Source organism: uncultured Thiodictyon sp., assembly GCF_903946935.1.
Classification (GTDB): domain Bacteria; phylum Pseudomonadota; class Gammaproteobacteria; order Chromatiales; family Chromatiaceae; genus Thiodictyon.
Map to the genome: position 1 here is coordinate 44,214 of NZ_CAJAXH010000014.1, position 21,241 is coordinate 65,454.

At 65.9% G+C, this 21,241-nt stretch carries 20 protein-coding genes and 1 tRNA gene; 13 read left to right on the forward strand and 8 right to left on the reverse strand.

Going from position 1 to position 21,241, the window contains the following annotated elements; translation table 11 throughout:
• Positions 1-31: 31 nt before the first annotated feature.
• From QZX93_RS01285 to QZX93_RS01295, 3 genes are all read left to right on the forward strand, one after another.
• Entirely contained in the window at positions 32-1,117 is a 1,086-nt protein-coding gene (locus QZX93_RS01285) for a hypothetical protein (protein ID WP_295388818.1), read from the forward strand.
• On the forward strand, positions 1,117-1,257 hold the full coding sequence (locus QZX93_RS01290; protein WP_295388819.1) for a DUF1289 domain-containing protein: 141 nt from the start codon (positions 1,117-1,119) through the stop codon (positions 1,255-1,257). Before QZX93_RS01285 ends, QZX93_RS01290 begins: the two co-directional genes overlap by 1 nt.
• Positions 1,258-1,438: 181 nt before the next feature.
• On the forward strand, positions 1,439-1,636 hold the full coding sequence (locus QZX93_RS01295; RefSeq protein WP_295388820.1) for a DUF1289 domain-containing protein: 198 nt from the start codon (positions 1,439-1,441) through the stop codon (positions 1,634-1,636).
• Positions 1,637-1,646: 10 nt separating this feature from the next.
• Here the strand turns inward: QZX93_RS01295 and QZX93_RS01300 are convergent, their stop codons facing one another.
• A complete protein-coding gene (locus tag QZX93_RS01300) occupies positions 1,647-2,801 on the reverse strand; it encodes a M20 aminoacylase family protein (protein WP_295388821.1) in 1,155 nt (384 codons plus the stop codon).
• Between the two features lie 294 nt (positions 2,802-3,095).
• Positions 3,096-3,587: a thermonuclease family protein gene (locus tag QZX93_RS01305; protein ID WP_295388822.1), complete on the reverse strand. Its 492-nt coding sequence runs from the start codon at positions 3,585-3,587 to the stop codon at positions 3,096-3,098.
• A 165-nt stretch (positions 3,588-3,752) separates the two neighbouring features.
• Here QZX93_RS01305 and QZX93_RS01310 point away from each other — a divergent pair, with 165 nt between their 5' ends.
• The gene (locus tag QZX93_RS01310) at positions 3,753-3,884 is read left to right on the forward strand and encodes a DUF29 family protein (protein WP_295388823.1); all 132 of its coding nucleotides are present in this window, start codon (positions 3,753-3,755) and stop codon (positions 3,882-3,884) included.
• Positions 3,885-4,097: 213 nt separating this feature from the next.
• Here QZX93_RS01310 and QZX93_RS01315 read toward each other — a convergent pair whose 3' ends face one another.
• On the reverse strand, positions 4,098-5,333 hold the full coding sequence (locus QZX93_RS01315) for a VWA domain-containing protein (protein WP_295388824.1): 1,236 nt from the start codon (positions 5,331-5,333) through the stop codon (positions 4,098-4,100).
• Between the two features lie 136 nt (positions 5,334-5,469).
• Here QZX93_RS01315 and QZX93_RS01320 point away from each other — a divergent pair, with 136 nt between their 5' ends.
• The 3 genes from QZX93_RS01320 to QZX93_RS01330 all read left to right on the forward strand — a co-directional run bounded on the left by QZX93_RS01320 (position 5,470) and on the right by QZX93_RS01330 (position 7,998).
• Complete coding sequence (locus tag QZX93_RS01320; protein ID WP_295388825.1) at positions 5,470-5,745, forward strand: VF530 family protein; 276 nt, start codon at positions 5,470-5,472, stop codon at positions 5,743-5,745.
• A 169-nt stretch (positions 5,746-5,914) separates the two neighbouring features.
• The gene (locus tag QZX93_RS01325; protein WP_295388826.1) at positions 5,915-6,790 is read left to right on the forward strand and encodes a DMT family transporter; all 876 of its coding nucleotides are present in this window, start codon (positions 5,915-5,917) and stop codon (positions 6,788-6,790) included.
• A gap of 155 nt (positions 6,791-6,945) precedes the next feature.
• Positions 6,946-7,998, forward strand: coding sequence for a quinone-dependent dihydroorotate dehydrogenase (locus QZX93_RS01330; protein ID WP_295388827.1), 1,053 nt, complete (start codon positions 6,946-6,948; stop codon positions 7,996-7,998).
• A 53-nt stretch (positions 7,999-8,051) separates the two neighbouring features.
• On the opposite strand, the gene QZX93_RS01335 is transcribed toward QZX93_RS01330, so the two are convergent.
• The 5 genes from QZX93_RS01335 to glgA all read right to left on the reverse strand — a co-directional run bounded on the left by QZX93_RS01335 (position 8,052) and on the right by glgA (position 11,943).
• Complete coding sequence (locus QZX93_RS01335; RefSeq protein WP_295388828.1) at positions 8,052-8,492, reverse strand: phosphate-starvation-inducible PsiE family protein; 441 nt, start codon at positions 8,490-8,492, stop codon at positions 8,052-8,054.
• 78 nt (positions 8,493-8,570) lie between these two features.
• Complete coding sequence (locus QZX93_RS01340) at positions 8,571-8,843, reverse strand: oxidative damage protection protein (RefSeq protein ID WP_295388829.1); 273 nt, start codon at positions 8,841-8,843, stop codon at positions 8,571-8,573.
• 185 nt (positions 8,844-9,028) lie between these two features.
• Positions 9,029-10,102 (reverse strand): A/G-specific adenine glycosylase, encoded by a 1,074-nt coding sequence (mutY, locus tag QZX93_RS01345; protein ID WP_295388830.1) that lies wholly within the window; start codon positions 10,100-10,102, stop codon positions 9,029-9,031.
• A 65-nt stretch (positions 10,103-10,167) separates the two neighbouring features.
• Positions 10,168-10,241: transfer RNA gene (locus QZX93_RS01350), tRNA-Gly, on the reverse strand.
• Positions 10,242-10,407: 166 nt separating this feature from the next.
• On the reverse strand, positions 10,408-11,943 hold the full coding sequence (glgA, locus tag QZX93_RS01355) for a glycogen synthase GlgA (RefSeq protein ID WP_295388831.1): 1,536 nt from the start codon (positions 11,941-11,943) through the stop codon (positions 10,408-10,410).
• A gap of 246 nt (positions 11,944-12,189) precedes the next feature.
• Between glgA and pgi the strand changes: the two genes are divergently transcribed.
• The 6 genes from pgi (at position 12,190) to QZX93_RS01385 (ending at position 20,617) form a co-directional block, all read left to right on the forward strand.
• Positions 12,190-13,833, forward strand: coding sequence for a glucose-6-phosphate isomerase (gene pgi / locus QZX93_RS01360; protein WP_295388832.1), 1,644 nt, complete (start codon positions 12,190-12,192; stop codon positions 13,831-13,833).
• Positions 13,834-14,071: 238 nt separating this feature from the next.
• A complete protein-coding gene (locus QZX93_RS01365) occupies positions 14,072-15,847 on the forward strand; it encodes a TM1802 family CRISPR-associated protein (RefSeq protein WP_295388833.1) in 1,776 nt (591 codons plus the stop codon).
• Positions 15,848-15,884: 37 nt separating this feature from the next.
• Positions 15,885-16,871 carry a type I-B CRISPR-associated protein Cas7/Csh2 gene (gene cas7b, locus QZX93_RS01370; protein WP_295388834.1) on the forward strand — a complete coding sequence of 329 codons (987 nt, stop codon included), beginning with the start codon at positions 15,885-15,887 and terminating at the stop codon, positions 16,869-16,871.
• Between the two features lie 2 nt (positions 16,872-16,873).
• Positions 16,874-17,590: a type I-B CRISPR-associated protein Cas5b gene (cas5b, locus tag QZX93_RS01375; protein WP_295388835.1), complete on the forward strand. Its 717-nt coding sequence runs from the start codon at positions 16,874-16,876 to the stop codon at positions 17,588-17,590.
• On the forward strand, positions 17,556-19,949 hold the full coding sequence (cas3, locus tag QZX93_RS01380; protein ID WP_295388836.1) for a CRISPR-associated helicase Cas3': 2,394 nt from the start codon (positions 17,556-17,558) through the stop codon (positions 19,947-19,949). Before cas5b ends, cas3 begins: the two co-directional genes overlap by 35 nt.
• Positions 19,937-20,617, forward strand: coding sequence for a CRISPR-associated endonuclease Cas6 (locus QZX93_RS01385; protein WP_295388837.1), 681 nt, complete (start codon positions 19,937-19,939; stop codon positions 20,615-20,617). The genes cas3 and QZX93_RS01385 overlap by 13 nt, the downstream gene beginning before the upstream one ends.
• Positions 20,618-21,241 lie beyond the last annotated feature (624 nt).

The window sequence follows — 21,241 nt, forward strand, 5'->3', positions numbered from 1 at the left end:
CAAAGCGGTGTCGCAAGCCTATGGTCCTATCATGACCGATCTTCTCTATCGCTTCGTCCCCATGGGTGCGACCGCCGCGCCGGACCCGCGCCGGCTGTGGCTCGACGTGGGCAACCGCTTCGGCCCTGGTCTGATCGATCACCATCAGCCCGACGGCCCAGACCGCTGCACGGCGGCCCTGGTGCTGGAACAGGAGGCGACCATTCTGGCCCAGGCGCAGGCGCTGCCGGCGGGTGAACCGCTGGAGATCGTCACCCACCGCCAGCCGGATCTGGACGCCATCACCGCGACCTATTTTGTGGAGTCGCTGCTCCACGGGACCCTGTCCCGCCCGGCGGCGGATCGGTGGGCGGCGGCGGTCTGCGCCGTCGACCGCGGGCATACCCGCCTGGAGCCGGACCGGCCGATTACCCCCTATGCCGTCTTTCTCGCCTGCCTGGAACTGGCGCGGCAGGACGCGGATCCGGACCCGGCCCAACCCGATGGGACCAGCCTGGCCGCGGTGCGGGCCGGCCAGCGGTTCGTCGCCTGGGTGGTCGGGCAGTTGGCGGCGGGGGTCGGGCTGGACCAGTTGGGCGCGCGGCTGGCGGCCGAGCCCGCCTGGGCGGCGCCGCTCGACCTGGTCCGCGCGGATCAGGGGCGCTACCGGCGTGACCTGGCGCGTGCCGAGCGCCTGACGGTCGCCTTGCCGCGTGCGACGGGCGAAGGGGGCGAGCGGGTGCCGGGGCTCTGGATTGCGGCCCCCGAGTCGCTGTTGTTCAAGGCCTGGGCGCGGGGCGACCGTGCGGGTGCCGAGGACCCCCGGGGCTTCGTCTTCACTGCGGTCGAGTTGTCGCCGACCCGGGTCATCCTGAGTGTTGCGCCCGGACTGGGGCTCTGGCTCAACGGGCTGGGCGAGGCCCTGGAGGCGGCGGAGACCGCGCAGCGGCGGCGCCTCGGCCGCCCGCGCCGGGGTGAGCCGCGCCCTGGCTATGCCGGCCCGGACCCCTGGTATGACGGCCGCTCCCCGCTGCATGGCTATACCATCGTGGACGCACCGCACGGCGGCACCCTGCTCGCCCCGGCGCAGGTCCGGGCGGTCTTTGCGCAGTGGCTCGCCGGGGCGTCGCCGAACTGATGGTTAAATCCCCCTGCATCAAGGTCTGCCGGCTGGACCCCGCGCTCGGCCTATGCCTCGGCTGTTTTCGCACGCGCGACGAAATCGCCGTTTGGCAGCGGGCGAGCGATGGCGTTAGGCTAGCAGGCTGTCGGACTTAGTGATGCAACCGATTGAATGCAAAGAGTTTCATCTTTTGCGCCAAAAAGTCGTTTTCCTGTTTAATCAATCGGTTACGCCATCAAGTCCGACAGGCTGCTAGGGATACTGGCCACGGTGGCCCGTCGCCGCGAGGAACACGATCCCTGGCAGGGCGATTTTCGATGCGATTGCGAGGACTAAATGAGCGATTTTGAAAAATATCCCTGTGTCGGCGTGTGTGAGGACGACCCGGTGTCCGGCTATTGCCAGGGCTGCGGCCGACCGCCGATCGAATTTCCAGCGGAGACGCCCGAGCAGGTGCCGCCGGCAACGGCCGCCGCCGGCTCTTCACCAGTGGCGGCCACGGCCATCAAGGGCGATTGGCCGCCGCTGAACTAGCCCGCATCGCTCACCGCGCCAAGGCGGTGCGCGCCAGCGTCACCCAGTAGCTGACACCGATCGGTAACACCGCGTCGTTGAAGTCGTAGTGTGGGTTGTGCAGGCCGCCGCCGTCCGGGCCGTTGCCCAGCCACACATAGCAGCCAGGTTTCACCGCCAGCATGTAGGCAAAATCCTCTCCGCCCATTGAGGGTTCGACGTCGGTCATCAGTCGCTCCTCGCCACAGACCGCTGCGGCCACCCCGCGGCAGAAGGCGCTGGCCGCCCGATCGTTGATCGTCGGCGGAAATCGCTGGTCGTAGGTGACGGCGATGTGTGCGCCCTGGGCGGCAGCGATGCCGCTGCACAGTCGCTCAATGCTCGCCTCGACCGCGGCCTGCACCTCGGCCTTGAAGGTGCGGATGGTGCCGCGCAGGATGACCTCCTCGGGGATGATGTTCCAGGCCTCGCCGGCATGGATCTGGGTGACGCTCAACACCGCCGGGTCGCAGGGATCGAGGCGCCGGCTGACGACCGTCTGTAACGCCTGCACCAATTGTGCGGCGGTCACGATCGCGTCCACGCCCTGTTGCGGCATGGCGGCGTGGCAGCCGTCGCCCTGCACCCGGATCTCGAAGGCGCAGGTGCCGGCCATCACCGGCCCCGGCAGCGCCGCCATACAGCCCACCGGGACCCCGGGCCAGTTGTGCAGCCCATAGACCGCGTCGACCGGAAAGCGCTCGAACAGGCCGTCCGCAATCATCAAGGGCGCGCCGCCGTCGGCCTCTTCGGCCGGCTGGAAGATGAAGACGACCGTGCCGTCGAACTCGCGATGGTCCGCCAGATAGCGGGCCGCGCCGAGCAGCATGGCGGTGTGGCCGTCATGACCGCAGGCGTGCATCCGCCCGGGGTAGCGCGAGCGGTGCGCCACGGTGTTGAGTTCTGCCATCGGCAGGGCGTCCATATCGGCGCGCAGACCGATGGCGCGCGGCGATTCGCCGGCGCGCAACACGGCGACGACACCGGTTTTCGCCAGGCCGCCGTGTACTTCAAGCCCATAGGCGGTCAGCTCGCGCGCCACCACCTCGGCGGTGCGCTCTTCCGCAAAGGCCAGTTCGGGATGGGCATGCAGGTCGCGGCGCAGGGCCGTGAGTTCAGCGATGAAAGGCAGGTCGATCAAGGGCATGTTGAGACTCCTTTGCGTTGATCTAAGACACCGGGGTGAATCGCTACCCGACGTGCGCAGCCGAGTCCGATGGCACCTTCCTGGCCCGTTGCGCCCTGTGGCCCGAGTTCGACGGCCGCACCCTAAAGGCCGCCGACCAAACTGAGAGTTGCAAGTATAGGCCCGCCCTGTGCAAGGCGGCGCCTAATTCGGTCAATTCAGTGACCGGGTCAACACGGCTTATTCGCCATCGTTCGGGTTGCGCGTGGCAGCGTGCCGTTCGGCACTGCCCGACCAGTGCCAGTCCATGTTCGTTCAGCGTTCATTGCGGTGTCTGAATGCCCAAGGCGTTTGCTGCTCCCCCGGCCGCGACCAGATCCCCAATCGCGCCTGCCGTGCCGCCTGCTCGGCACGGTCGAAACCTGGGTCTTTGCAATAGTGACGATAGACTGCCGCCTGGCCGCTCGCCACCTGTTGCAGATTGAGCAGCGGGCGTCCCGGGCCAGTGCCGTAGACCTTCCCGACGATTCGCCCAAAGCGGTCGGTGTCGAGCGGCTCAAGTTCGACCCGGTGCGGGGCGATCGCCTCCAGGTGTCGCAGCGACCGCTTGCCCCAGGGGTCCTGTTCCCACTCCGGGGCATCGATGCAATACAGCCGGACCTCGAGGGTCCGGCCGTTACACCGCAGTTCCAGCGAGTCCCCGTCGAAGACGCGCACCAGGGTGCAACTCAGGGGTGGCGTGTCTGCCGGCGATTCCTTGGCCCAGGGTGTCGACGCCCCCTGAGCGCCGACCAAGGTCAGGACCAAGGCGAGGCATCCGCGCCAGCGCGCGCGGGTTAGTGCGCTGTTCCGGGGGCCTGAGTTGGACATGGTTCGACCCTCCCGGGCCTGCTGCACCTGACGGATAAGCGCGCTACCATAACCCGCGGCACCCGCGGCGTCGCGGGCGGCCCGCTGGCCGAGACTTTTGCAATGAGGCCGATCCGATGTTGGGATGACGCCACCGCCCAGGCAGCGGAAGAGACCGGGCTCTCCGATTTCCCGGATACCTGTCCCTGGGACAAGCACGAGGTGCTGGATCAAGACTGGCTGCCCGAGGAGTGACTGGCGCGTCTTACCTTGCAAGTCAGCCCGGCACCCGGTGGGAGCGGCTTCAGCCGCGACGCGATCTCACAAGCTGCCGTGGCCTCGTCGCGGCTGAAGCCGCTCCCACGGGGGGACTTTCATCGTTCGCTGCCGTAGGAGCGGCCCCCAGGCCGCGACCGGTTGCACGAGGGCGCGGGGCCGCAGCGACGACCAAGGACAAACCGGGCCGACTTATCGGATAACCCCTTGGGTGCGCGCGGCGCGCAGCCATTGCGGAAACTCCGCAAGCAAACGGTCATAGAGTTGCTCATCGGTCAGGTCGTGGAGATCGTCGATGGCAAAAAATCCGCAGTTGTCGACCAACCGACCGGGCATGGTGTCCAGCCGTTCCAGCGCGCCATAGTTGCGCCCGCCAAGCCCCATGAATTGCCAGAAGATCGGGTAGCGGGCGGCCTCGATCGTCAGCTCGACGATTTCTTTGTTCCGATGAATCCCGCCGTCGGTCACGAACAGCACATAGGCCGGCGGTGCATCCGGCGTGGCGCGGTAGTGGTCGATCGCCAGACGCATGACCTTGGGTTCGTCGTTGGCGCCACCGTACCAGGCCCGCCAGCCGCCCCCGGCCGTTTCGGTATAGCCGGCAATGTTGTGGACGGTCGCCGGCGGCAGGGTCTTGGGGGTATCGTCGAAGGCCCAGACATCCAGTGCGCCGTCATCGTCGAAGTGCAGGGCCAGGGGCAGGGCGCGGTCCAGCAGTTCTTGGACCCGCCCGGTCTTGTATTGCCGGTTCATCGAGCGGCTGGCATCCAGGACCACACCGACTCGGGCCAGGGTCTCCTGCAAGCCCTGCTTTTTCAGACTGATGGTCGCTTGTTTAGCGAGGTCGATCAGCTGCGGTGCGTCTTTTTCGAGGCGCTTTTCCAAAGACAGTCGGGGCGGCGGCAAGGGCGGGGCCGCGGCCACCTCGCCGCCGAAGTGCCGCACCAGTGCGTCCATGCCGCCGTTGAAACCGGCGCCGGTGGCCGCGACTCGCCAGGCCCCGCCCTTGCGGTAGAGTTCGATCAGCATCAGTGCCCGCTCCTGCGCGAAGTCATCCCCGGTGAACGCAAAGACCGCACGCCGTTCGCCGGCCGCGAGCGCCACCTGACCGCTCACCAAGGTACTCATGGTGCCTGGCCCGTCGATGGCGGCGACGAACACCAGCCGCTCGATCATGTCGGGTAGCCGGTCGAGCGCGAGGTCGAATCCAGCCGCGGCACCCGCGGCATTGGCGATCCGCACGCCGCCGCAGGGGGTCGCTGGCTGGTTGAAGAAGACCAGGTAGCGGTCGTCCGAGAGTTGGCTGTTGGCGTCGAGACCGAAACACGAGACATCGACCGCCACGCCCCGCAGATCGATCTCGATCCGCAAGGTGGTCGAGCCGATCAACTCCGCGAGGGACAGGCGTTGGCCGCGGGCAAGCTGCATAATGAACCTCATTCTTGGGGCCGGATGTCATGCCCAGGCAGGGCTTGAGGAAACGTCGCGCTATCTCTAACATGGCTGGGGCGACGGCGCCGCCGCTTGCATATTAACGACTATTCGACCAATAGGGAGGTATTTCATGACGGCTGAACAACCGAAAAATCCATTGCACGGAGTGACTCTGGAAGCTGTCTTAGCGACGCTGGTCGATCATTACGGCTGGGAGGGTCTCGCGGACAAGATCGACATCAATTGTTTCAAGAATGATCCTTCGGTGAAATCCAGTTTGAAATTTCTGCGAAAAACCCCCTGGGCCAGGGCGCAAGTGGAGGGTTTGTATATTGCTACAGTCACCACGCCAAGCACCGTATGGGGGAGGCTGCCTGGCGCGAGCCAAGGATCATCATCTGCATGAACAGGCCAAAAGCCCTTGGCCTTGGTCATCATTGTGGTCCCCGGCACTCCCGGCGCGGAGCGCCTGACACCGGCGTGACACCGCTGGAGCGGTGTCGCGAGGGCGAGCGGTGTCGCGGACGCGGGCTTGTGCTATCCATCATAACCGCTCTTGAGCAATGGGTGGGGCAATGCACTGGCTACCACTGTCGCTGATCTGCGCGCTGAGCCTCGCGAGTGCGGACGCTGCCACCAAGGCATGGCTGCAAGGATTCTCCGCGCGTGAATTGGCGGTCGTGCGGTTCGGCCTGACCGGGCTGCTCATGACCCCGCTGCTCGCGGGTTTGCCATCCCTGACCGCCCTGCCGGTGCAATTCTGGTGGACCCTGGCCGTGCTGGTGCCGTTGGAGGTCCTGGCCATACTGCTCTATATGGCGGCGATCCGCGACCATCCGCTCTCGCTCACCCTGCCTTATCTCGCATTCACCCCGGTCTTCGTGATCGGTATTGCCTGGGTGCTGCTGGGAGAGCGGGTCAGTGCCAGGGGCGCGGTCGGGGTGCTATTGGTGGTGGCCGGGGCCTGGCTGCTCAATGGCGACCAGGCGCGGGCGCTTGACTGGCGCACTTGGGGGCGGCCATTGCGGGCCATCCTCTATGAGCGGGGCTCGCGGATGATGCTCGCGGTGGCGCTCATCTATGCCCTGACCGCCACCCTGGGCAAAGGGGCCATGCGCTATCTGGGGCCTGAGCGGTTCGGGCCCTTCTATTTCGGGGCGCTGGGTCTTGCGGTCATCCTGGTCTTCGCCGTGCCGCGCCCACGACTCCTGCTCAAACTCGCCTCGCGGCCCCTGCCGGTGCTGGCAGTCGCGGCGCTCAGCGGCATGATGGCCTATACCCATTTTCTCGCCATCCAGCAGGTCGAGGTGGCCTACATGATCGCGGTCAAGCGCACCAGTCTGCTCTTCGGTATCCTCTATGGCGTCCTGTGGTTCAAAGAACGGGGGCTCCTGCGGCGTCTGCCGGCCGGGGGGCTGATGGTGGCCGGGGTGGTCTTGATACTGATTTGATGGTGTCGGCGGCGGCTGGCCGTTCCCCCACCCCGCCCGCCCCCACGAGGGGGGGAGGGAGAGTTGGAGCGCGCTCCCGGCGCGACTTTCACGGTAAGCTGCACCTTCGCCATGGTGCCGGGTCATCGGCGTCCCTACAATGAAGAGGCTGTGCATTGAACGAGCAAGACACCTCAGGCGCGTGGCGCCTGATCCGCCCCCTGGCCTTTCGGCTCGATGCCGAACTGACCCACCGGCTCACCCTGGCACTGCTGGCGCGTTGGTCGGCCGTGTTCGCTGGGCGGTTGCCGGCCACGGACCCGGCGCGTCGCGCGGACCTGGGGCGCCGGTTGATGGGGCTCACCTTTCCCAATCCCATCGGGCTGGCCGCCGGACTCGACAAGGAGGCGGCGGCGGTCCCGGTCTGGCAGCGGCTGGGCTTCGGCTTCATTGAGGTGGGTACAGTCACCGCGCTGCCCCAGCCCGGGAACCCGCGCCCGCGGCTCTTTCGCCTGCCGGTCGATGGCGCCATCGTCAATCGTATGGGCTTCAACAACGGTGGCGCGGCGGCCATGCAGGTGCGCCTCACACGGCTGCGTGAGCGTGAGGTGTTGCAGGTGCCGCTTGGCGTGAACCTGGGTAAGTCGAAGGTGACCCCGGCGGCGGCGGCGGCGGCCGACTATCGGGCGAGCTTTGAGCGCCTGGGCGCACTGGCGGACTATGTGGTGGTCAATATCTCCAGCCCGAATACCCCGGGTCTACGTGACCTCCAGACGGTGGATGAGGTGCAGCGTATCGTCGACGCCATCCAGGTACCCAATCAGCGCCTGGCGCAGCCCCGGCCGCTGTTGTTGAAGCTGGCGCCGGACCTCGCCGACAGCGATGCCATCGACTGTGCCCGGGCGGCGCTGGAGGCGGGCTGTGCTGGGCTCATCCTCACCAATACCACGATCCGCTTTGCTGGACTCAAAAGCCCCACCGAGGGTCTGAGCGGCGGGCTCTCGGGTCGGCCGTTGTTCGCGCGCAGTACCCAATTGCTGAAGACTGTGCGCGAGGCGCTGGGCGCTGGGCCGGTGCTGATCGGGGTGGGCGGGGTCATGGACGCCGCGGGGGCGCGGGCCAAGCTTGCCGCCGGGGCCGACCTGGTGCAGGTCTATACCGGGCTCATCTATGGGGGGGCGGGGTGGGTGCGGCGACTGCTGCGGGGGTTGGAGTCGCCGCCGGGCTAGTCATCCATCTGCGACCGTCCATGCTCTGCCAGGATGTCGGTCGCCGGTGTGCCTCAGTCGTTGCCTTCCCCCTGGCGACCGCTGCGGTTGAGTGAGGGGTAGGGGAAGCGCACATGGCCGAAGCGGACCACCAACACCGCCACCGCGAGGATGAGTACGGCGAAGGCGGAGGAGGCGATGCCCCATTCGGTCATCTCCTTCATATCCAGGATGATGTGCCGGGCGAGTGCCACCATGGCAATGTAGAGCGGGATGCGCACGGGCAGGGCGCCGGAATCCAGATAGACCGCCACCATGGAGAGTACTTCGAGATAGATGAAGAGCAGCAGCAGATCGGCCAGGGCGACCTCGCCCCGCCCGGCCATCGCAAACATCTCCTGAACGCTGGCGATCAGGGTCGCGATGGCGATCACCGCCAGAAAGACCACCTCAAGCCCGCCGAGTATGCGGCCTGAAATGGTGAGGACACGGGGATTGAGTTCTGTTTTTGACATGGGCCTAAATCATATCCGAAGGCCGCCGGAGCGGCCAGGGGCGGGCCCACCGGGGGCCTTGTGTTCGCGCGGGGGCGCTCAACCGACTGGCGGGACATAGCCCTCCGGCAGGTCGGCCCCGTCGCCGAAAAAGTAGCGCTCCATCTGCTCTTCCAGGAACTTGCGGGCCTTTGGGTCCATCGGGCTCAAGCGGTTTTCGTTGATCAGCATGGTCTGATGGCGTAGCCACTGCGCCCACGCCGGCTTGGAGACCTGCTCGAAGATGCGCTTGCCCAATTCGCCCGGGTAGGGCTGGCGGTCCAGTCCCTCGGCCTCCTGGCCGAGCTTGATGCAGTGAACGGTGTGGCTCATTTCGGTTCTCAACCTCAGCAGGATACTAGAAGAAGCGTTTGTTTCACGCCAAGGCGCCAAGCTCGCCAAGTTTTTCGGTGCGTTATCGGCGGCGGGTCGTTGACTCGGTGGGCGATCGGGTTTCTTTGCCTAGCCTATTGTATTTCTTGGCGAGCTTGGCGCCTTGGCGTGAGTCATTTCTGGGTTTAGGGTGATGGGTCCGGGTCTGGCGGGGCCAGATCGGCGAGGATGGAGCGCACCGGCGCCGGCAGACCCAGGTCGGCCACGGCCCCGGGACTGAACCACAGTTCCCGATCCGCCTCGGCGATCCGTTGGGTGGCGACGCGCGGGACCCAGACCTGCGCGATCCGCATGGCGAGCGCGAAGTGGCTGAATGCGTGGCGGCGCGCCGGGTGCATTTCAAGCCGCAGGGGGGCGGCGCCCGTGTACTCCAGGCACCAATCGGCTGGGTCGCGCGCGGGCGCGATCTCCGGCAGGCTCCACAGCCCACCCCAGATACCGCTGGGTGGACGGCGCTCCAGCAGGACCGCGCCGGTCGGGTCGCGGGCGAGGATCATCAGGGTCTCACGCTCCGGCAGGCGTTTGGCCGGCCGCGGCTGCGGGAACTGCGCCTGGCGTCCCTGGCGAGCGGCAACACAGGACGACGCCACCGGGCAGCGGTCGCAGGCCGGTCGGGTACGGGTGCAGAGGGTGGCGCCTAAGTCCATCATCGCCTGGTTGTAGGCGTCCACCCGGTCGTGGGGCGTGAGCCGCTCCGCGAGCCGCCACAACTCGGCCTGCACCGCCGTCTGTCCGGGCCAGCCGCTGACTGCGAAGCAGCGGGCCAGTACCCGCTTGACGTTGCCGTCCAGGATGGGGTGACGCTGGCCCAGCGCGAGTGAGAGCACGGCCCCGGCGGTGGAGCGACCGATCCCGGGCAGGGCCTCGACGCTCGCCAGTGCCGTCGGGAAGTCCCCGCCGTGGCGCGCCCCAATCAGCACCGCCGCCTGGTGCAGGTGGCGGGCACGGGCGTAATAGCCGAGCCCCGACCAGAGTGCCAGGACCGCATCGGCCGGTGCTGCCGCGAGGTCAGCGAGGGTCGGGAAGCGCGCCATGAAGCGCTCGAAATAGGGGACGACGACGGCCACCTGGGTCTGCTGGAGCATGATCTCGGAGACCCAGACCCGATAGGGCGTGGGGTCGCGCTGCCAGGGCAGGTCTTTGCGCCCGTGGCGGTCGAACCAGTCGAGCAGTGCTTGCGAGAAGGCGGCGGTAGGCAAGCTCGATCCGATTCCCGGCCTGGTAAAAACGCTGCATGGCCGGGGGAGGTGAGGCGAGGGGAAGTTGGAGCGGGTGATGGGAATCGAACCCACGCTATCAGCTTGGGAAGCTGAAGTTCTACCATTGAACTACACCCGCGAGAGGGAGCGATTCTAGGCACTCCGGAGGCGTTGTGCAACACCTCGATGCATTTGAATCGCAGCCACCGAGCTGCGGAGCCCGGTGGGAGCGGCTTGCGCCGCGACGAGCCCACGGCAGCTTGCGATGTCGCGTCGCGGCTGAAGCCGCTCCCACGGGCGGCGTCTCACGCCGCTGCCGGCTGCGTGGCCTGAGCGCCGGCCAGCCGCCGCTCGGCGATGGCGTCGGCATAGAGTTGCAGGTAGGAGCGCGCGCTGGCCTCCCAACTGAAGTCGCGCGCCATGCCGGTCACCGCCAGCCGCCGCCACCCCTCGGGGTCCCCGCGATACAGGCCCAGCGCCTGCTGGACGCCATGCCAGAGCGAGTCCGCGGTGGGCGCATCGAACAGGAACCCGGTCGCCCGGCCCTCGGCCAGGGCCGCGGGCGAGGCATGGACCACGGTGTCCGCCAGTCCGCCGGTGCGGTGGACGATCGGCGGGGTACCGTAGCGCAGGCTGTAGAGCTGATTGAGCCCGCAGGGCTCGAAGCGCGAGGGCATCAGGAAGGCGTCGCAGCCGGCCTCGATGCGGTGGGCGCGGGTCTCGTCATAGCCGAAGGACACCCCCACCTGCCGTGGGTGTGCGGCCGCCAGGGTCTGGATCGCCAGCTCCAACGAGCGCTCGCCCGAGGCCTGGATGACGCACTGCACATCCGGGTCCCGGAGCAGTCCGGGCAGGATGCCGAGGATCAGGTCCATCCCCTTCTGCTCCACCAGGCGCCCGACATAGCCGAGCAGGAAGGCGCCCTCGTTGCGCGTGAGCCCGAACTCGCGCTGGAGGTCCAGCTTGTTCTCGGCCTTCAGCCCGAAGTTGCCCTGGTCGTAGGGCTGGAGGATCAGGGGGTCGATGGCCGGGTCCCAGTCGCGGTAATCGATGCCGTTTAAGATGCCGCTGAAGCGGGTGCCGATCTGGCGCAGCAGGCCGTCCAGCCCGCAACCGTGCGCCGGGGTGCGCACCTCCTCGGCATAGGTTGGGCTGACGGTGTTCACCCGATCGGAGAACACGATGCCGCCCTTGATAAAGGACAGGCGCTGATGGAACTCGAGCCCGACCATGCCCCACAGGGACCCCGGCAGGCCGATCCGGTCGAAGGTGGCGCGGTCGAAGAGCCCCTGGTAGGCCAGGTTGTGGATGGTGAAGACGGTGGCCGGGCGCCCCGGCACGCCCTGCAACAAGGCCGGGGCGAGCCCGGTCTGCCAGTCGTTGGTGTGCAACACCTCCGGCCGCCAACCCAGGGCCGGCAGACCCTGGGCGAGTTGGGCCACGACCCGGGAGAAGAGCAGGAAGCGCTCGGCGTTGTCGCCCCAGTCGCGCCCGGAGAGATCCGTGTAGGGGTTACCCTCGCGAGCGAAGTGCTCCGGGGCGTCGACCAGATAGACCGGCAGGTCGTGATCGGGGAGACTGCCGCCCAGGATGCGCACACCGGTGCGGGCGCCCGGCACCTTGATCTCGCACAGGGTGCGGGGTTCACGCAACTGTCTGGCGGCGCGCGGATAGGCGGGTAGGATCAGGCGCGCGTCCTGGCCCAGTTCGCGCAGCGCCAGCGGCAGGCTGCCGGCCACATCGGCGAGCCCGCCGGTCTTGATCAGCGGGTGCGCCTCGCTGCTGGCCAACAGGACGCGCAGTCCGTCCGGGCTCGGGTAGCGATGCACTGATTGATCCATAGCGGGTCCTAAAGAGGTCGATCGGACGCCCCGGCGCCCTTGATTTAGATTAACATCGCCACAGATGTGACAGTTTTGTTTATGGCCGCCACGTTAGCACATTTTGCCCTGGTCGGATGGGCGTCCGTGATGCAAGACTGTGCCGCACCCTTGGTCGGGCGGCCCGCCCCGCGGCAGGTGCTGGCGCTCCAGCCGAATTGGCCTCGTTCAAGCCCGCTTACCCACTCATCCGCAGGAGAAGACCCGATGTCGCTCGTCACTCAGACCCCCCAATGGCAGGCCCTGGAGCGGCATTGGCAGCAACTCAAGGACACCCGGATGGGTGACCTGTTCGCCGCCGATCCCCAGCGCGCCGAGCGCATGACCCTATCGGCGGCGGGGCTGCGGGTGGATTATTCCAAGAACCGGATCACCCAGGAGACCCTCGACCTGTTGTGCGACCTGGCCGGCGCGGTCGACCTGCCGGGCTGGACGCGGCGCATGTTCGCCGGCGAGCCGATCAACAACACCGAGCAGCGCTCCGTGCTGCATGTGGCCCTGCGCAACCGCTCCAACCGGCCGATCTTGGTGGACGGCACGGACGTGATGCCCGCAGTCAATGCGGTTTTGGACCGCATGGAGACCTTTGTCGAGCAGGTCCGGGCCGGCGACTGGAAGGGCTATACCGGACGGCCCATCACCGATGTGGTCAACATCGGCATCGGCGGCTCCAACCTGGGGCCCAAGATGGTCTGCACCGCGCTCGGCCCCTACCTTAGCGACCGGCTGCGGGTACACTTCGTCTCCAACGTGGATGGCACCCACCTGGTGGAGACCGTCCGCGGGCTCGATCCCGCCACCACCCTGTTCGTCGTTGCCTCCAAGACCTTCACTACCCAGGAGACCATGACCAACGCCGAGAGCGCCCGTGCCTGGGCGCTGGCCTCGCTCGGGGATTCGGCCGCGGTGGCCCGTCACTTTGTCGCAGTGTCCACCAATGGGCAGAAGGTGGCCGAATTCGGCATCGACACCGCCAATATGTTCGGCTTCTGGGATTGGGTGGGCGGGCGCTATTCGCTCTGGTCGGCCATCGGCCTGCCCATTGCGCTCGCGGTCGGTTTCGATCGCTTTAAGGAATTGTTGGAAGGTGCCCATGCCATGGATGAGCACTTCAGCACCGCCGACATCCGCGAGAACATCCCCGCGCTGCTGGGTCTGTTGGGGATCTGGTATGCCAACTTTGCCGGCGCCCGCACCCATGCCGTCCTGCCCTATGACCAATACCTGCGCTATCTGCCGGCCTATCTGCAACAGGGCGATATGGAGAGCAACGGTAAGCGGGTTACCCGCGAGGGTGTGGCGGTCGACTATACCACCGGCCCGGTGGTCTGGGGTGAGGCCGGCACCGATGGCCAGCACGCCTTCTACCAGCTCATCCATCAGGGTACCCAACTGATCCCGGCCGACTTCATCGGGGCCATTCACAGCCAGAATGAGCTGGGCGATCATCACCTCAAGTTCATGGCCAATTATTTCGCCCAGACCGAGGCCCTGATGCGCGGGCGCACCTATGATGAGGCCCTGGCCGAGATGCTTGCCGCCGGCATGCCCGACGAGCGTGCCCGCTTCCTTGCCAACCACCGCACCTTCCCCGGTAACAAGCCCACCAACAGCATACTCATGGAGCGCCTAACGCCCTATACCCTGGGCGCGCTGATTGCGATGTATGAGCACCGCATCTTCACTCAGGGCGTGGTGTGGGGCGTCAACTCATTCGATCAGTGGGGGGTGGAGTTGGGCAAGCAGCTCGCCGGGGTCATTCTCAAGGAGCTGGAGGCGGGGGCGGTGAGTGGGGAGCATGACGGTTCCACGGCGGCGCTATTGGAGCACTTCATGCAGCGGCGGACCTGATCATCGTCGTGGCCGCGGCCCCAATGTTCTGTTGGAGGTCGAGGCTTTACCGTGAAAGTCGCGCGTGGGAGCGGCTTCAGCCGCGATCAGGCCAAGGCAGTTTGTGAGGTCGCGTCGCGGCTGATGCCGCTCCCGCCGGCCAGCGGCCAGAGCCATGATCGCGGCGCACGTTTGCGCCGCAGGACAAACCGCGTCCGTTCTGTTTTAATGACGGCTGGGTTTCGGCCGGACGCAGCAAATGTTTCATTTTCTTTACGAACTGAGCCAATGCCTGCCGGAGCGGGCGGCCTGGGAACGCCTCAACGAAGGCATGCCCGCCAACTACGACCGCGGACTGGCGTTGTGCTTCGGCCCGGGGGGCGAGTGGTGCGCAGTCAAGACCTACAGCGGCAACCAAGGCGTGGTCTACCGCTCCGGGCCGCCCAATGGCACCGATTTCACCCCCTGCTGCAAACTGGCAGGCAACACCGCCAACCGCTTGGCCGCAAGCGTCAAGGAACTCGCCGACCATCCCAGCCTGCCGGGCGAAAAGCGCCAGTGGCTGGTCGACAGTCTCACCTGCTTCAACGACGCGCAAGCGGCGATCTGGGCCGAGGTTGAGACGGCACAAAAGGCGGCCGGCATCGACGGCAAGGAGCATCGCGGCTATGTCTACTGGGCCGATGACCAGATGCAGTCGGTGTATGCCTGGCCGGAAGTTCAGTCCTTTCTGGTCGAGCGGGCCTTGTCCGCCTTTGCCGACAAGGGCGGGGAGCGGGCGAGCGGCAGTTGTGCGGTTTGCGGTCGCTCGGCGGTCAAGGTCTTTGGCAACTATGCCGTCGTGGCCTGCTACAACCTTAATAATCCTGGCGCCATCGCCGGCGGCTTCCAGGCCGGCAAGGCGCATCGCAATTTCCCCGTGTGCGGCGACTGCGCCCTGTCCATCGCCGAGACCTTCACCTTCGCCGAGACCTACCTGTCCAGCAGCATGGCCGGGCAGAGCTATCTGGTTCTGCCCTACAGCAACAACCCAGAGGTACGCGAAGAGCTGCGCGCCCGTCTGGGTCAGCGTCCCGATCGCTATCAATTGGGCAAGGCCCGCGATCTACTCGCCGATGAACTGGCCCTGACGGAAGAATTTGCCGGTGTGGGCGATCAACTCGCCTTCGCGTTGATCTTTTTCAAACAACAAAACGCGGCCTGGCGCGTACAGGCCGAGGTGCAACAATTGCTGCCCAGCCGTCTGCACCTGTTGCATCGCGCCGGCCGGACCATTGCCAATGCCCTCGACTTGACGGCCGAGAGCAAGACCGACAGCAAGCCGGTCCAGATCAACGCCATGACCTTCAAAAACTTCTCCAGCGCCAGTGACAAGGCCAGTGAGGATACCCTGCGCGGCTGGCTGGCGGCCCTGTTTGATGGGCAGACAGTGAACCCGAGCCATTTTCTGCACTGCCTGGTCGGCAAATTGCTCAGTACCGGCAAGCGTGAGCCCAAGTTTTTGCACTGGATGACGCTCCAGGCCTGGGGCCTCTACCGCTATGCCCGATTGACCAAACTCATCGTCCCCGCCCCCGTGATGGAGCATCGCGCCATGTCCGAAGTCATCCCCAATAGCCCCTATGGGCGCTATACCCAGGAGCACGCCGATTTCTTTCGCCGCCCGGAATTGGTCGTGGCCTTTCTGACCGGCTGCTATGCCTCGCAGGTGGCCTCGGTACAGCGGCAGGTCCGCGGCGCCGATCCATTCACCAAGAAATTCATCGGCCGGCTGCTGGGTCGCCCGCAGTTGCAACGACTCTACCGCGAAGGTCACGGCAAGCTGGCCCAATACGGCAAGCTTGGCTATGTCATCACCGGACTCGACCCGGACCTGGCCAATGCCTGGGTGGCCTGTGGCGAGGATTGGGCCATCGGCGATGAAGAGACAACCTTTGCCTTTACGATCGGTTATAGCCTGGCCTACCGGATCGGACAGCTCGATAAGGCCGCTACCGGCGTCACTGAAGCGGCACCCACAGACCTCCATGATTGACCGTCGCGACGTTCAACAATTCTTCAGGAGCACACCCATGACCGCGATCACCAGCCGCTACGAAATTCTCTTCATCTACGAGGCCAAGGACTGCAACCCCAATGGCGACCCACTCGATGAGAACCGCCCGCGTACCGATCCCGAGACCGGCGAGGCGACCATCAGCGATGTGCGCATCAAGCGCACCGTGCGCGATTGGTTCCTGAGCCTGGAGCCGGATGTCGAACAGCGCCTGGCCGCTGGCCGTGAGGTATTGATTCGCGACACCCTCAAGGCCGACGGATTTCTGTCAGAGGGCAAGGACCGCGCCGAGCAGTTTTTGGCCGAGGCCGCCAAGGGCAAGAAGGGCGAGGCCAAGCGTCAGGCCCTGGAGGCCGCGGTCTTGCGCGGTTGTATCGATGCGCGCCTGTTCGGCGCCACCCTGCCGCTCGGCAAGAACGAGCCCTCGCTGCAACTGACCGGGCCGGTGCAGTTCTCCGCCTTCAACCGCTCACTGCATCGCGTCAGCCCGACCCTGGTGCAGCAGACCGCCGCCTACGCGGGCAGCGACAAGGGCAACCAAAAATCGTTCGCCGAACGCTGGCTGTTGCCCTACGCACTGGTCGCCGCCTACGGGGTGGCCAACGAAACCGCCGCGCAGACCACCGGACTCAGCGAGGCCGACCTCGACCTGCTGCTGCAAGGTCTATGGCGCGGCACCGCGGCGCTCAACACCCATTCTAAGATCGGCCATGACCCGCTGCTCCTGGTGGTGGCTCAGTATCGCCCCGGCTACCGGCTGGGCGCCCTGCCGCGCCGCATCAGTCTCGCCAACCAGGGCGTCGAAGACACCGCCCTGCGCTCGACCCGCGATTTTTGTCTGGAGGTCGGCGAGCTGTTGAGCGCCCTGCACCACTATCCGCAACTGACCGGCCTGCGGGTGATGCAAGACCCGCGTCTGCGCTGCCAATCCGGCGCTCAGGCCGGACTCTTTGCCGAGTTGGCCGCAGCGGCAGGATTGCCGGTCACCGCCTTGGAACTGTAGCCATGCGGACCCTGGTCTTCGACATCGCCGGCGAATACGGCCAGTTCAAAAAGCCCTATTCGCCGATGAGCCCCGTGAGTTACCCGCTGCCGCCGCCACCGGCGGTATTGGGAATGCTCGGCGCCGTGCTCGGCTACCGCAAGGACATCTATCACCAGCAACTGGGCTGGGACCGGTTACGCATCGCCGTGGGGCTGCGCGCCCCGCTGCGGGTCTTCCGGGCGGCGCTCAATCTGTTGCAAACCAAGGACGGCACCGATGGCTTTTTCCGCCCGCGCGCCGGTCAGAACACCCACACCCAAGTCCCCTTCGAGTTTCTGCACCATCCGCACTTTCGCATCTATGTCGCCGGGCTGGCCGACCCAGTGGCCGATGAACTGGGAGAGCGGCTGCGCACCGGCCGTAGTGCCTACACCGTCGCGCTGGGGCTCGCGCCCTGTCTCGCCGATCTGACCTGGATCGGGGAGTGGCCGGCCCAACCCCTGGCCGATCCCCAATGGCAGACCATTACGGCGGTGCCGCTGCGCGACGGTATTCAGGTGCATTATGAGGACCGCCGACGCTACCACCGGCTGCGGGTTCCCGCCGCCATGGACGGCGAACGCATCGTGCATCGCTATCAGGAAATCGTACTGGCCGAAGACGGACAACCGATCCGCGGCCAGGGTGGAACCGGAGTCTTACATGCCATCGGCCCCGACCGCGTCGCTTTTCTCTAACGCCTTCGCCCATCCGGGCGATCCCTTGCCGGCCCATCTGGAGCGGGTCGCGCAACGGGCCGCCGCCGGCATCGCCCCAACGGCGCGCGCTGAAATCCGCGCCATTGCCTTGGTGGCCGGCCTCTTTCACGACCTCGGCAAGGCCACCCCCTGGTTTCAGGAGTATCTGCTGCGGGCCGGTCGGCGCTCAGAACTCAGTCATCACGCCGAGACGGGCGCGCTGCTCCTGTGGTGGTACAGCGCTGGACTCGATTGGCCACTCTGGCAACGCCTTGCAGCCTTCATTGCGGTGCGCCGTCATCACGGGCCGCTGACCTTCCAGGAATGGCCGATGCTCCTGGAGCAGATGCGTGCGCAGTGGAGCGAGCCAGATTGTCCGTTGCGCATTCAACTCGCGGCCATGGACCTGGCGGGCATCCACCAGTGGCTGACCGAGGTCGCCGCACGCCACCCCGGGCAGGGCCTGGCCGCCGCGCCGGAACCATTGACCCTGGCCGCCATTGAGGCGCGGCTGCGCGACCGCCAGACCCTCGGTTCGAAACTGCGCAAGGCCTTCGGTCCGGTCGACGACGCCCTCGCCCTGCTTGCAGGATTCGGCGCCTTGCTCGCCGTCGACAAGACCGATGCCGCCCTGCAGGGCAGACAGATCGAACGCCAGCGGCTGCCCGCCGACGCGGTGACGATGCACAAGCAACGACTCTGGGGCGGGGCAGACACCCACCGCCAGGCGGCCGGTTGCGCCCTGGATCAGCGTCGCGAACAGATTGCGCAGACGGTCGCCCGGACCTGGCTCGCCCACCTGGATCAGCCCCTGCTGACCCTCACCGCGCCGACCGGGGCCGGCAAGACCCTGGCCGTGCTCCACGCCGCCTTGCAGGTCCGCGCCGGGCTGGAGTCGCGTCTCGGCAGTGCCCCGCGCATCATCTATTGCCTGCCCTTCACTTCGGTCATCGACCAGAACCATGCCGTATTCCGCGCCGTGCTGCGCAGCAATGGCCTGCCCGATCGCGAAGACCTACTGCTCAAGCACCATCACCTGACCGAGGCCACCTTCCGCACCGAGGGCGCGGAATATCAAGCGGACGGTGCCGGCCAGCTACTCACCGAAACCTGGCAGAGTGAACTGGTGGTAACGACCTTTCATCAACTGCTGCACTCACTGCTCAGTCCACGCAACGCCAATCTCAAGCGGGCCGGTCAGTTGACCGGGGCACTGGTCCTGTTAGACGAGGTCCAATCACTGCCCTTGCGCTACTGGGAGGCCCTGCGGCAATTGTTCATCGCCGCCGCCCGGACCCTTGGCACCCGCTTCGTCCTGCTGACCGCCACCCGACCGCTCATCTTCCAGCCGGGCGACGCGGTGGAATTGCTGCCGGATCACGCCACGCATTTCCGCGCCATGACCCGTACCCGGCTGTTGGCTCATCATCGCGAACCCATCACGCTGGAGGCCTTCGCCCAGCACCTGATCGCGCAACTGCACCAGCACCCGCGGGCCGCACTCATCATCGTCAATCGACGGCGGGCGGTGCGCACATTGTTTGAAGCACTGCGTGCCGCCTTCCCGGAGCGCCCCCTGGTCGCACTCTCCACCGACCTGACGCCGCTTGATCGACGGGCACGGATCAGGCTGATTCAGCGCCTGTTGCGACAGGGCCAGCCGGTCATTGCAGTCACCACCCAATTGGTCGAGGCTGGGGTCGATTTCAGCTTTCCGGTGGTTCATCGCGACCTGGCACCGCTCGATTCAATCATCCAGGCGGCCGGGCGCTGCAATCGCCACGGCGAGGCCGGCGCGGTGCCGGGTGAGGTCAACCTCTGGCACTTGAAGACCTCCAAACCGGATGGCAGCCCTGGCGAATCGCTCTGGCGCCGGGTCTATGACAGCGCCCTGATCGAGGTGACACAGGAGACGCTGGGCACGGCGGACGGCTGGGATGAATGCGACTTTCTGGAGTTGAGCCAAGACTATTTTCGCGGCTGCCGGGCGCGCCACGACCAGCTGCGAGTCGATGAGCAACTGGCGCGCGGCGATCTGCTGGCCGTTGAGCACAACTTTCAACTCATCGAGGAGCGGCCAACGGTCTCACTCTTCGTGGTACGCAAACCACCGGACGCGGCACTGTGGGAAGATTACCGCGCCCTGCGGGACGACCCGCAACTCATGCCCGCCGAACAGGACCAGCGGTTTCGCCCATTCAAGCGGGCCTTTTACGAACGGGTCATCCAGATTAGCGCCCACGCCGCGCATGGCCTGGACCGCAACGAGGTCAATCGGCTCGACACCGGCCCGGAAACCTATGATCGTCACGCCGGTTTTATCGGCCTGCCGGGGGAAACAGCCACATGCATCTTCTAGCCACTATCCCGCTCACCCAGGTCGAGCTGCGCTGGGATCGCGAACTGGCCGGGGGAACGCAGCAGCGCACCAAGCAACTGCGCGGCGCACTGGCCAATGCCTTTCGCGGTGATGACCTGTTTCACCAGCACGACCTGTTGACAGGAAAAACGCTGTACCGCTATCCTCGCGTGCAATACCGTTGGCGCCACGGGCGGGGGCTGGTCGTCGGTTGGGGGCAGGCTGCCGATCGATTATTGAACTTACCCTGGCTGGAATTGAACTTGCTGCTCGGTGAGACCCCGGTAGTGGTCAGCGATGCCGCCTTGACCCTGAATCAGGGACAGTTCGGTGTCGGCGACCAGTTGGGCCATTACCGGCTGGAAACGCCGGTCTTGCTGTTCAACCAGGAAAACTATCGACGCTATCAGGCGATGACCCCCACGCAGCAACGCAGCGAACGCGAGCGGTTGCTCGTGGCAAATCTGCTGATCGCCCTGCGCGGACTGGATGTCACCTTTCCTGAGCGGCTGTACGCGACCCTGGCCGAGCCGCAGACCTGCACCTGTCATTACAAAGGGGAGAAGCTGCTCGGCCTGACCGGCGAGCTCACCACGAATGCCGTGCTGCCCGCCGGCTTTTCCTTCGGACATGCCGTCAGTCATGGCTATGGCTGGCTGACGCTCTAGTCCACCGTGATCTTTAACAATTTACTTTCAACTACCTTCAGCCCGGCCGCCGGCCGGGCTGCCGCGCCATGGACGCGACATAAAGAGACAGGAGGCCGAGGCTTTAGCCGGCTAAGGCGATATTCCGGGAAAGCTCGTACCCCTTATTGCATCCATTCGTGGTGCGCTTGAATCCGTTGGCGTTGATCATAACTCCTGCCACCCAGCCTCTCGTGATCGCCGCGCCTGGGAGCGCTGGCGCGCGGAGCTGTGATCAAGGCCAATCCGTTCGTGGTGAGCTTGTCGAACCATGAACGGATTCAATATCAGCCTTGTAGCGTAATTTTCCGTTCATCCTTCGACAAGCTCAGGACGAACGGAAAATCGGTCAAGTATTTTGCGGAAATCACCTAACGGCTATGGCAGCAAGGCCAGTCACCCCAGACGATGAAAGTCCACCGCGGGAGCGGCTTTAGCGGGGACGCGACCTCGCAATCTGCCGTAGCCTAGTACCGCAGGATGAAAATCCTAATACCGTTTCTGAAGAGCGCGTTGTAAGATGCAAACTTCGTGATCTACTCTGGTTTTTTCGATGCCCTTGCTTCGTCCTGCGCCTGTCCTCGTAACCGATCGCGAGCGTCAACA

Excerpts from the sequence above, each read along its gene's own strand:
- cas7b (WP_295388834.1), top strand. The coding sequence starts at position 15,885 with ATGACCGCGATCACCAGCCGCTACGAAATTCTCTTCATCTACGAGGCC.
- QZX93_RS01320 (WP_295388825.1), top strand. The coding sequence starts at position 5,470 with ATGACGGCTGAACAACCGAAAAATCCATTGCACGGAGTGACTCTGGAA.
- QZX93_RS01340 (WP_295388829.1), bottom strand. The coding sequence starts at position 8,843 with ATGAGCCACACCGTTCACTGCATCAAGCTCGGCCAGGAGGCCGAGGGA.
- QZX93_RS01385 (WP_295388837.1), top strand. The coding sequence starts at position 19,937 with ATGCATCTTCTAGCCACTATCCCGCTCACCCAGGTCGAGCTGCGCTGG.
- QZX93_RS01300 (WP_295388821.1), bottom strand. The coding sequence starts at position 2,801 with ATGCCCTTGATCGACCTGCCTTTCATCGCTGAACTCACGGCCCTGCGC.
- QZX93_RS01365 (WP_295388833.1), top strand. The coding sequence starts at position 14,072 with ATGTTTCATTTTCTTTACGAACTGAGCCAATGCCTGCCGGAGCGGGCG.
- QZX93_RS01325 (WP_295388826.1), top strand. The coding sequence starts at position 5,915 with ATGCACTGGCTACCACTGTCGCTGATCTGCGCGCTGAGCCTCGCGAGT.
- QZX93_RS01285 (WP_295388818.1), top strand. The coding sequence starts at position 32 with ATGACCGATCTTCTCTATCGCTTCGTCCCCATGGGTGCGACCGCCGCG.
- QZX93_RS01315 (WP_295388824.1), bottom strand. The coding sequence starts at position 5,333 with ATGCAGCTTGCCCGCGGCCAACGCCTGTCCCTCGCGGAGTTGATCGGC.
- cas5b (WP_295388835.1), top strand. The coding sequence starts at position 16,874 with ATGCGGACCCTGGTCTTCGACATCGCCGGCGAATACGGCCAGTTCAAA.
- QZX93_RS01335 (WP_295388828.1), bottom strand. The coding sequence starts at position 8,492 with ATGTCAAAAACAGAACTCAATCCCCGTGTCCTCACCATTTCAGGCCGC.
- QZX93_RS01290 (WP_295388819.1), top strand. The coding sequence starts at position 1,117 with ATGGTTAAATCCCCCTGCATCAAGGTCTGCCGGCTGGACCCCGCGCTC.
- QZX93_RS01295 (WP_295388820.1), top strand. The coding sequence starts at position 1,439 with ATGAGCGATTTTGAAAAATATCCCTGTGTCGGCGTGTGTGAGGACGAC.
- pgi (WP_295388832.1), top strand. The coding sequence starts at position 12,190 with ATGTCGCTCGTCACTCAGACCCCCCAATGGCAGGCCCTGGAGCGGCAT.
- QZX93_RS01310 (WP_295388823.1), top strand. The coding sequence starts at position 3,753 with ATGAGGCCGATCCGATGTTGGGATGACGCCACCGCCCAGGCAGCGGAA.
- cas3 (WP_295388836.1), top strand. The coding sequence starts at position 17,556 with ATGCCATCGGCCCCGACCGCGTCGCTTTTCTCTAACGCCTTCGCCCAT.
- glgA (WP_295388831.1), bottom strand. The coding sequence starts at position 11,943 with ATGGATCAATCAGTGCATCGCTACCCGAGCCCGGACGGACTGCGCGTC.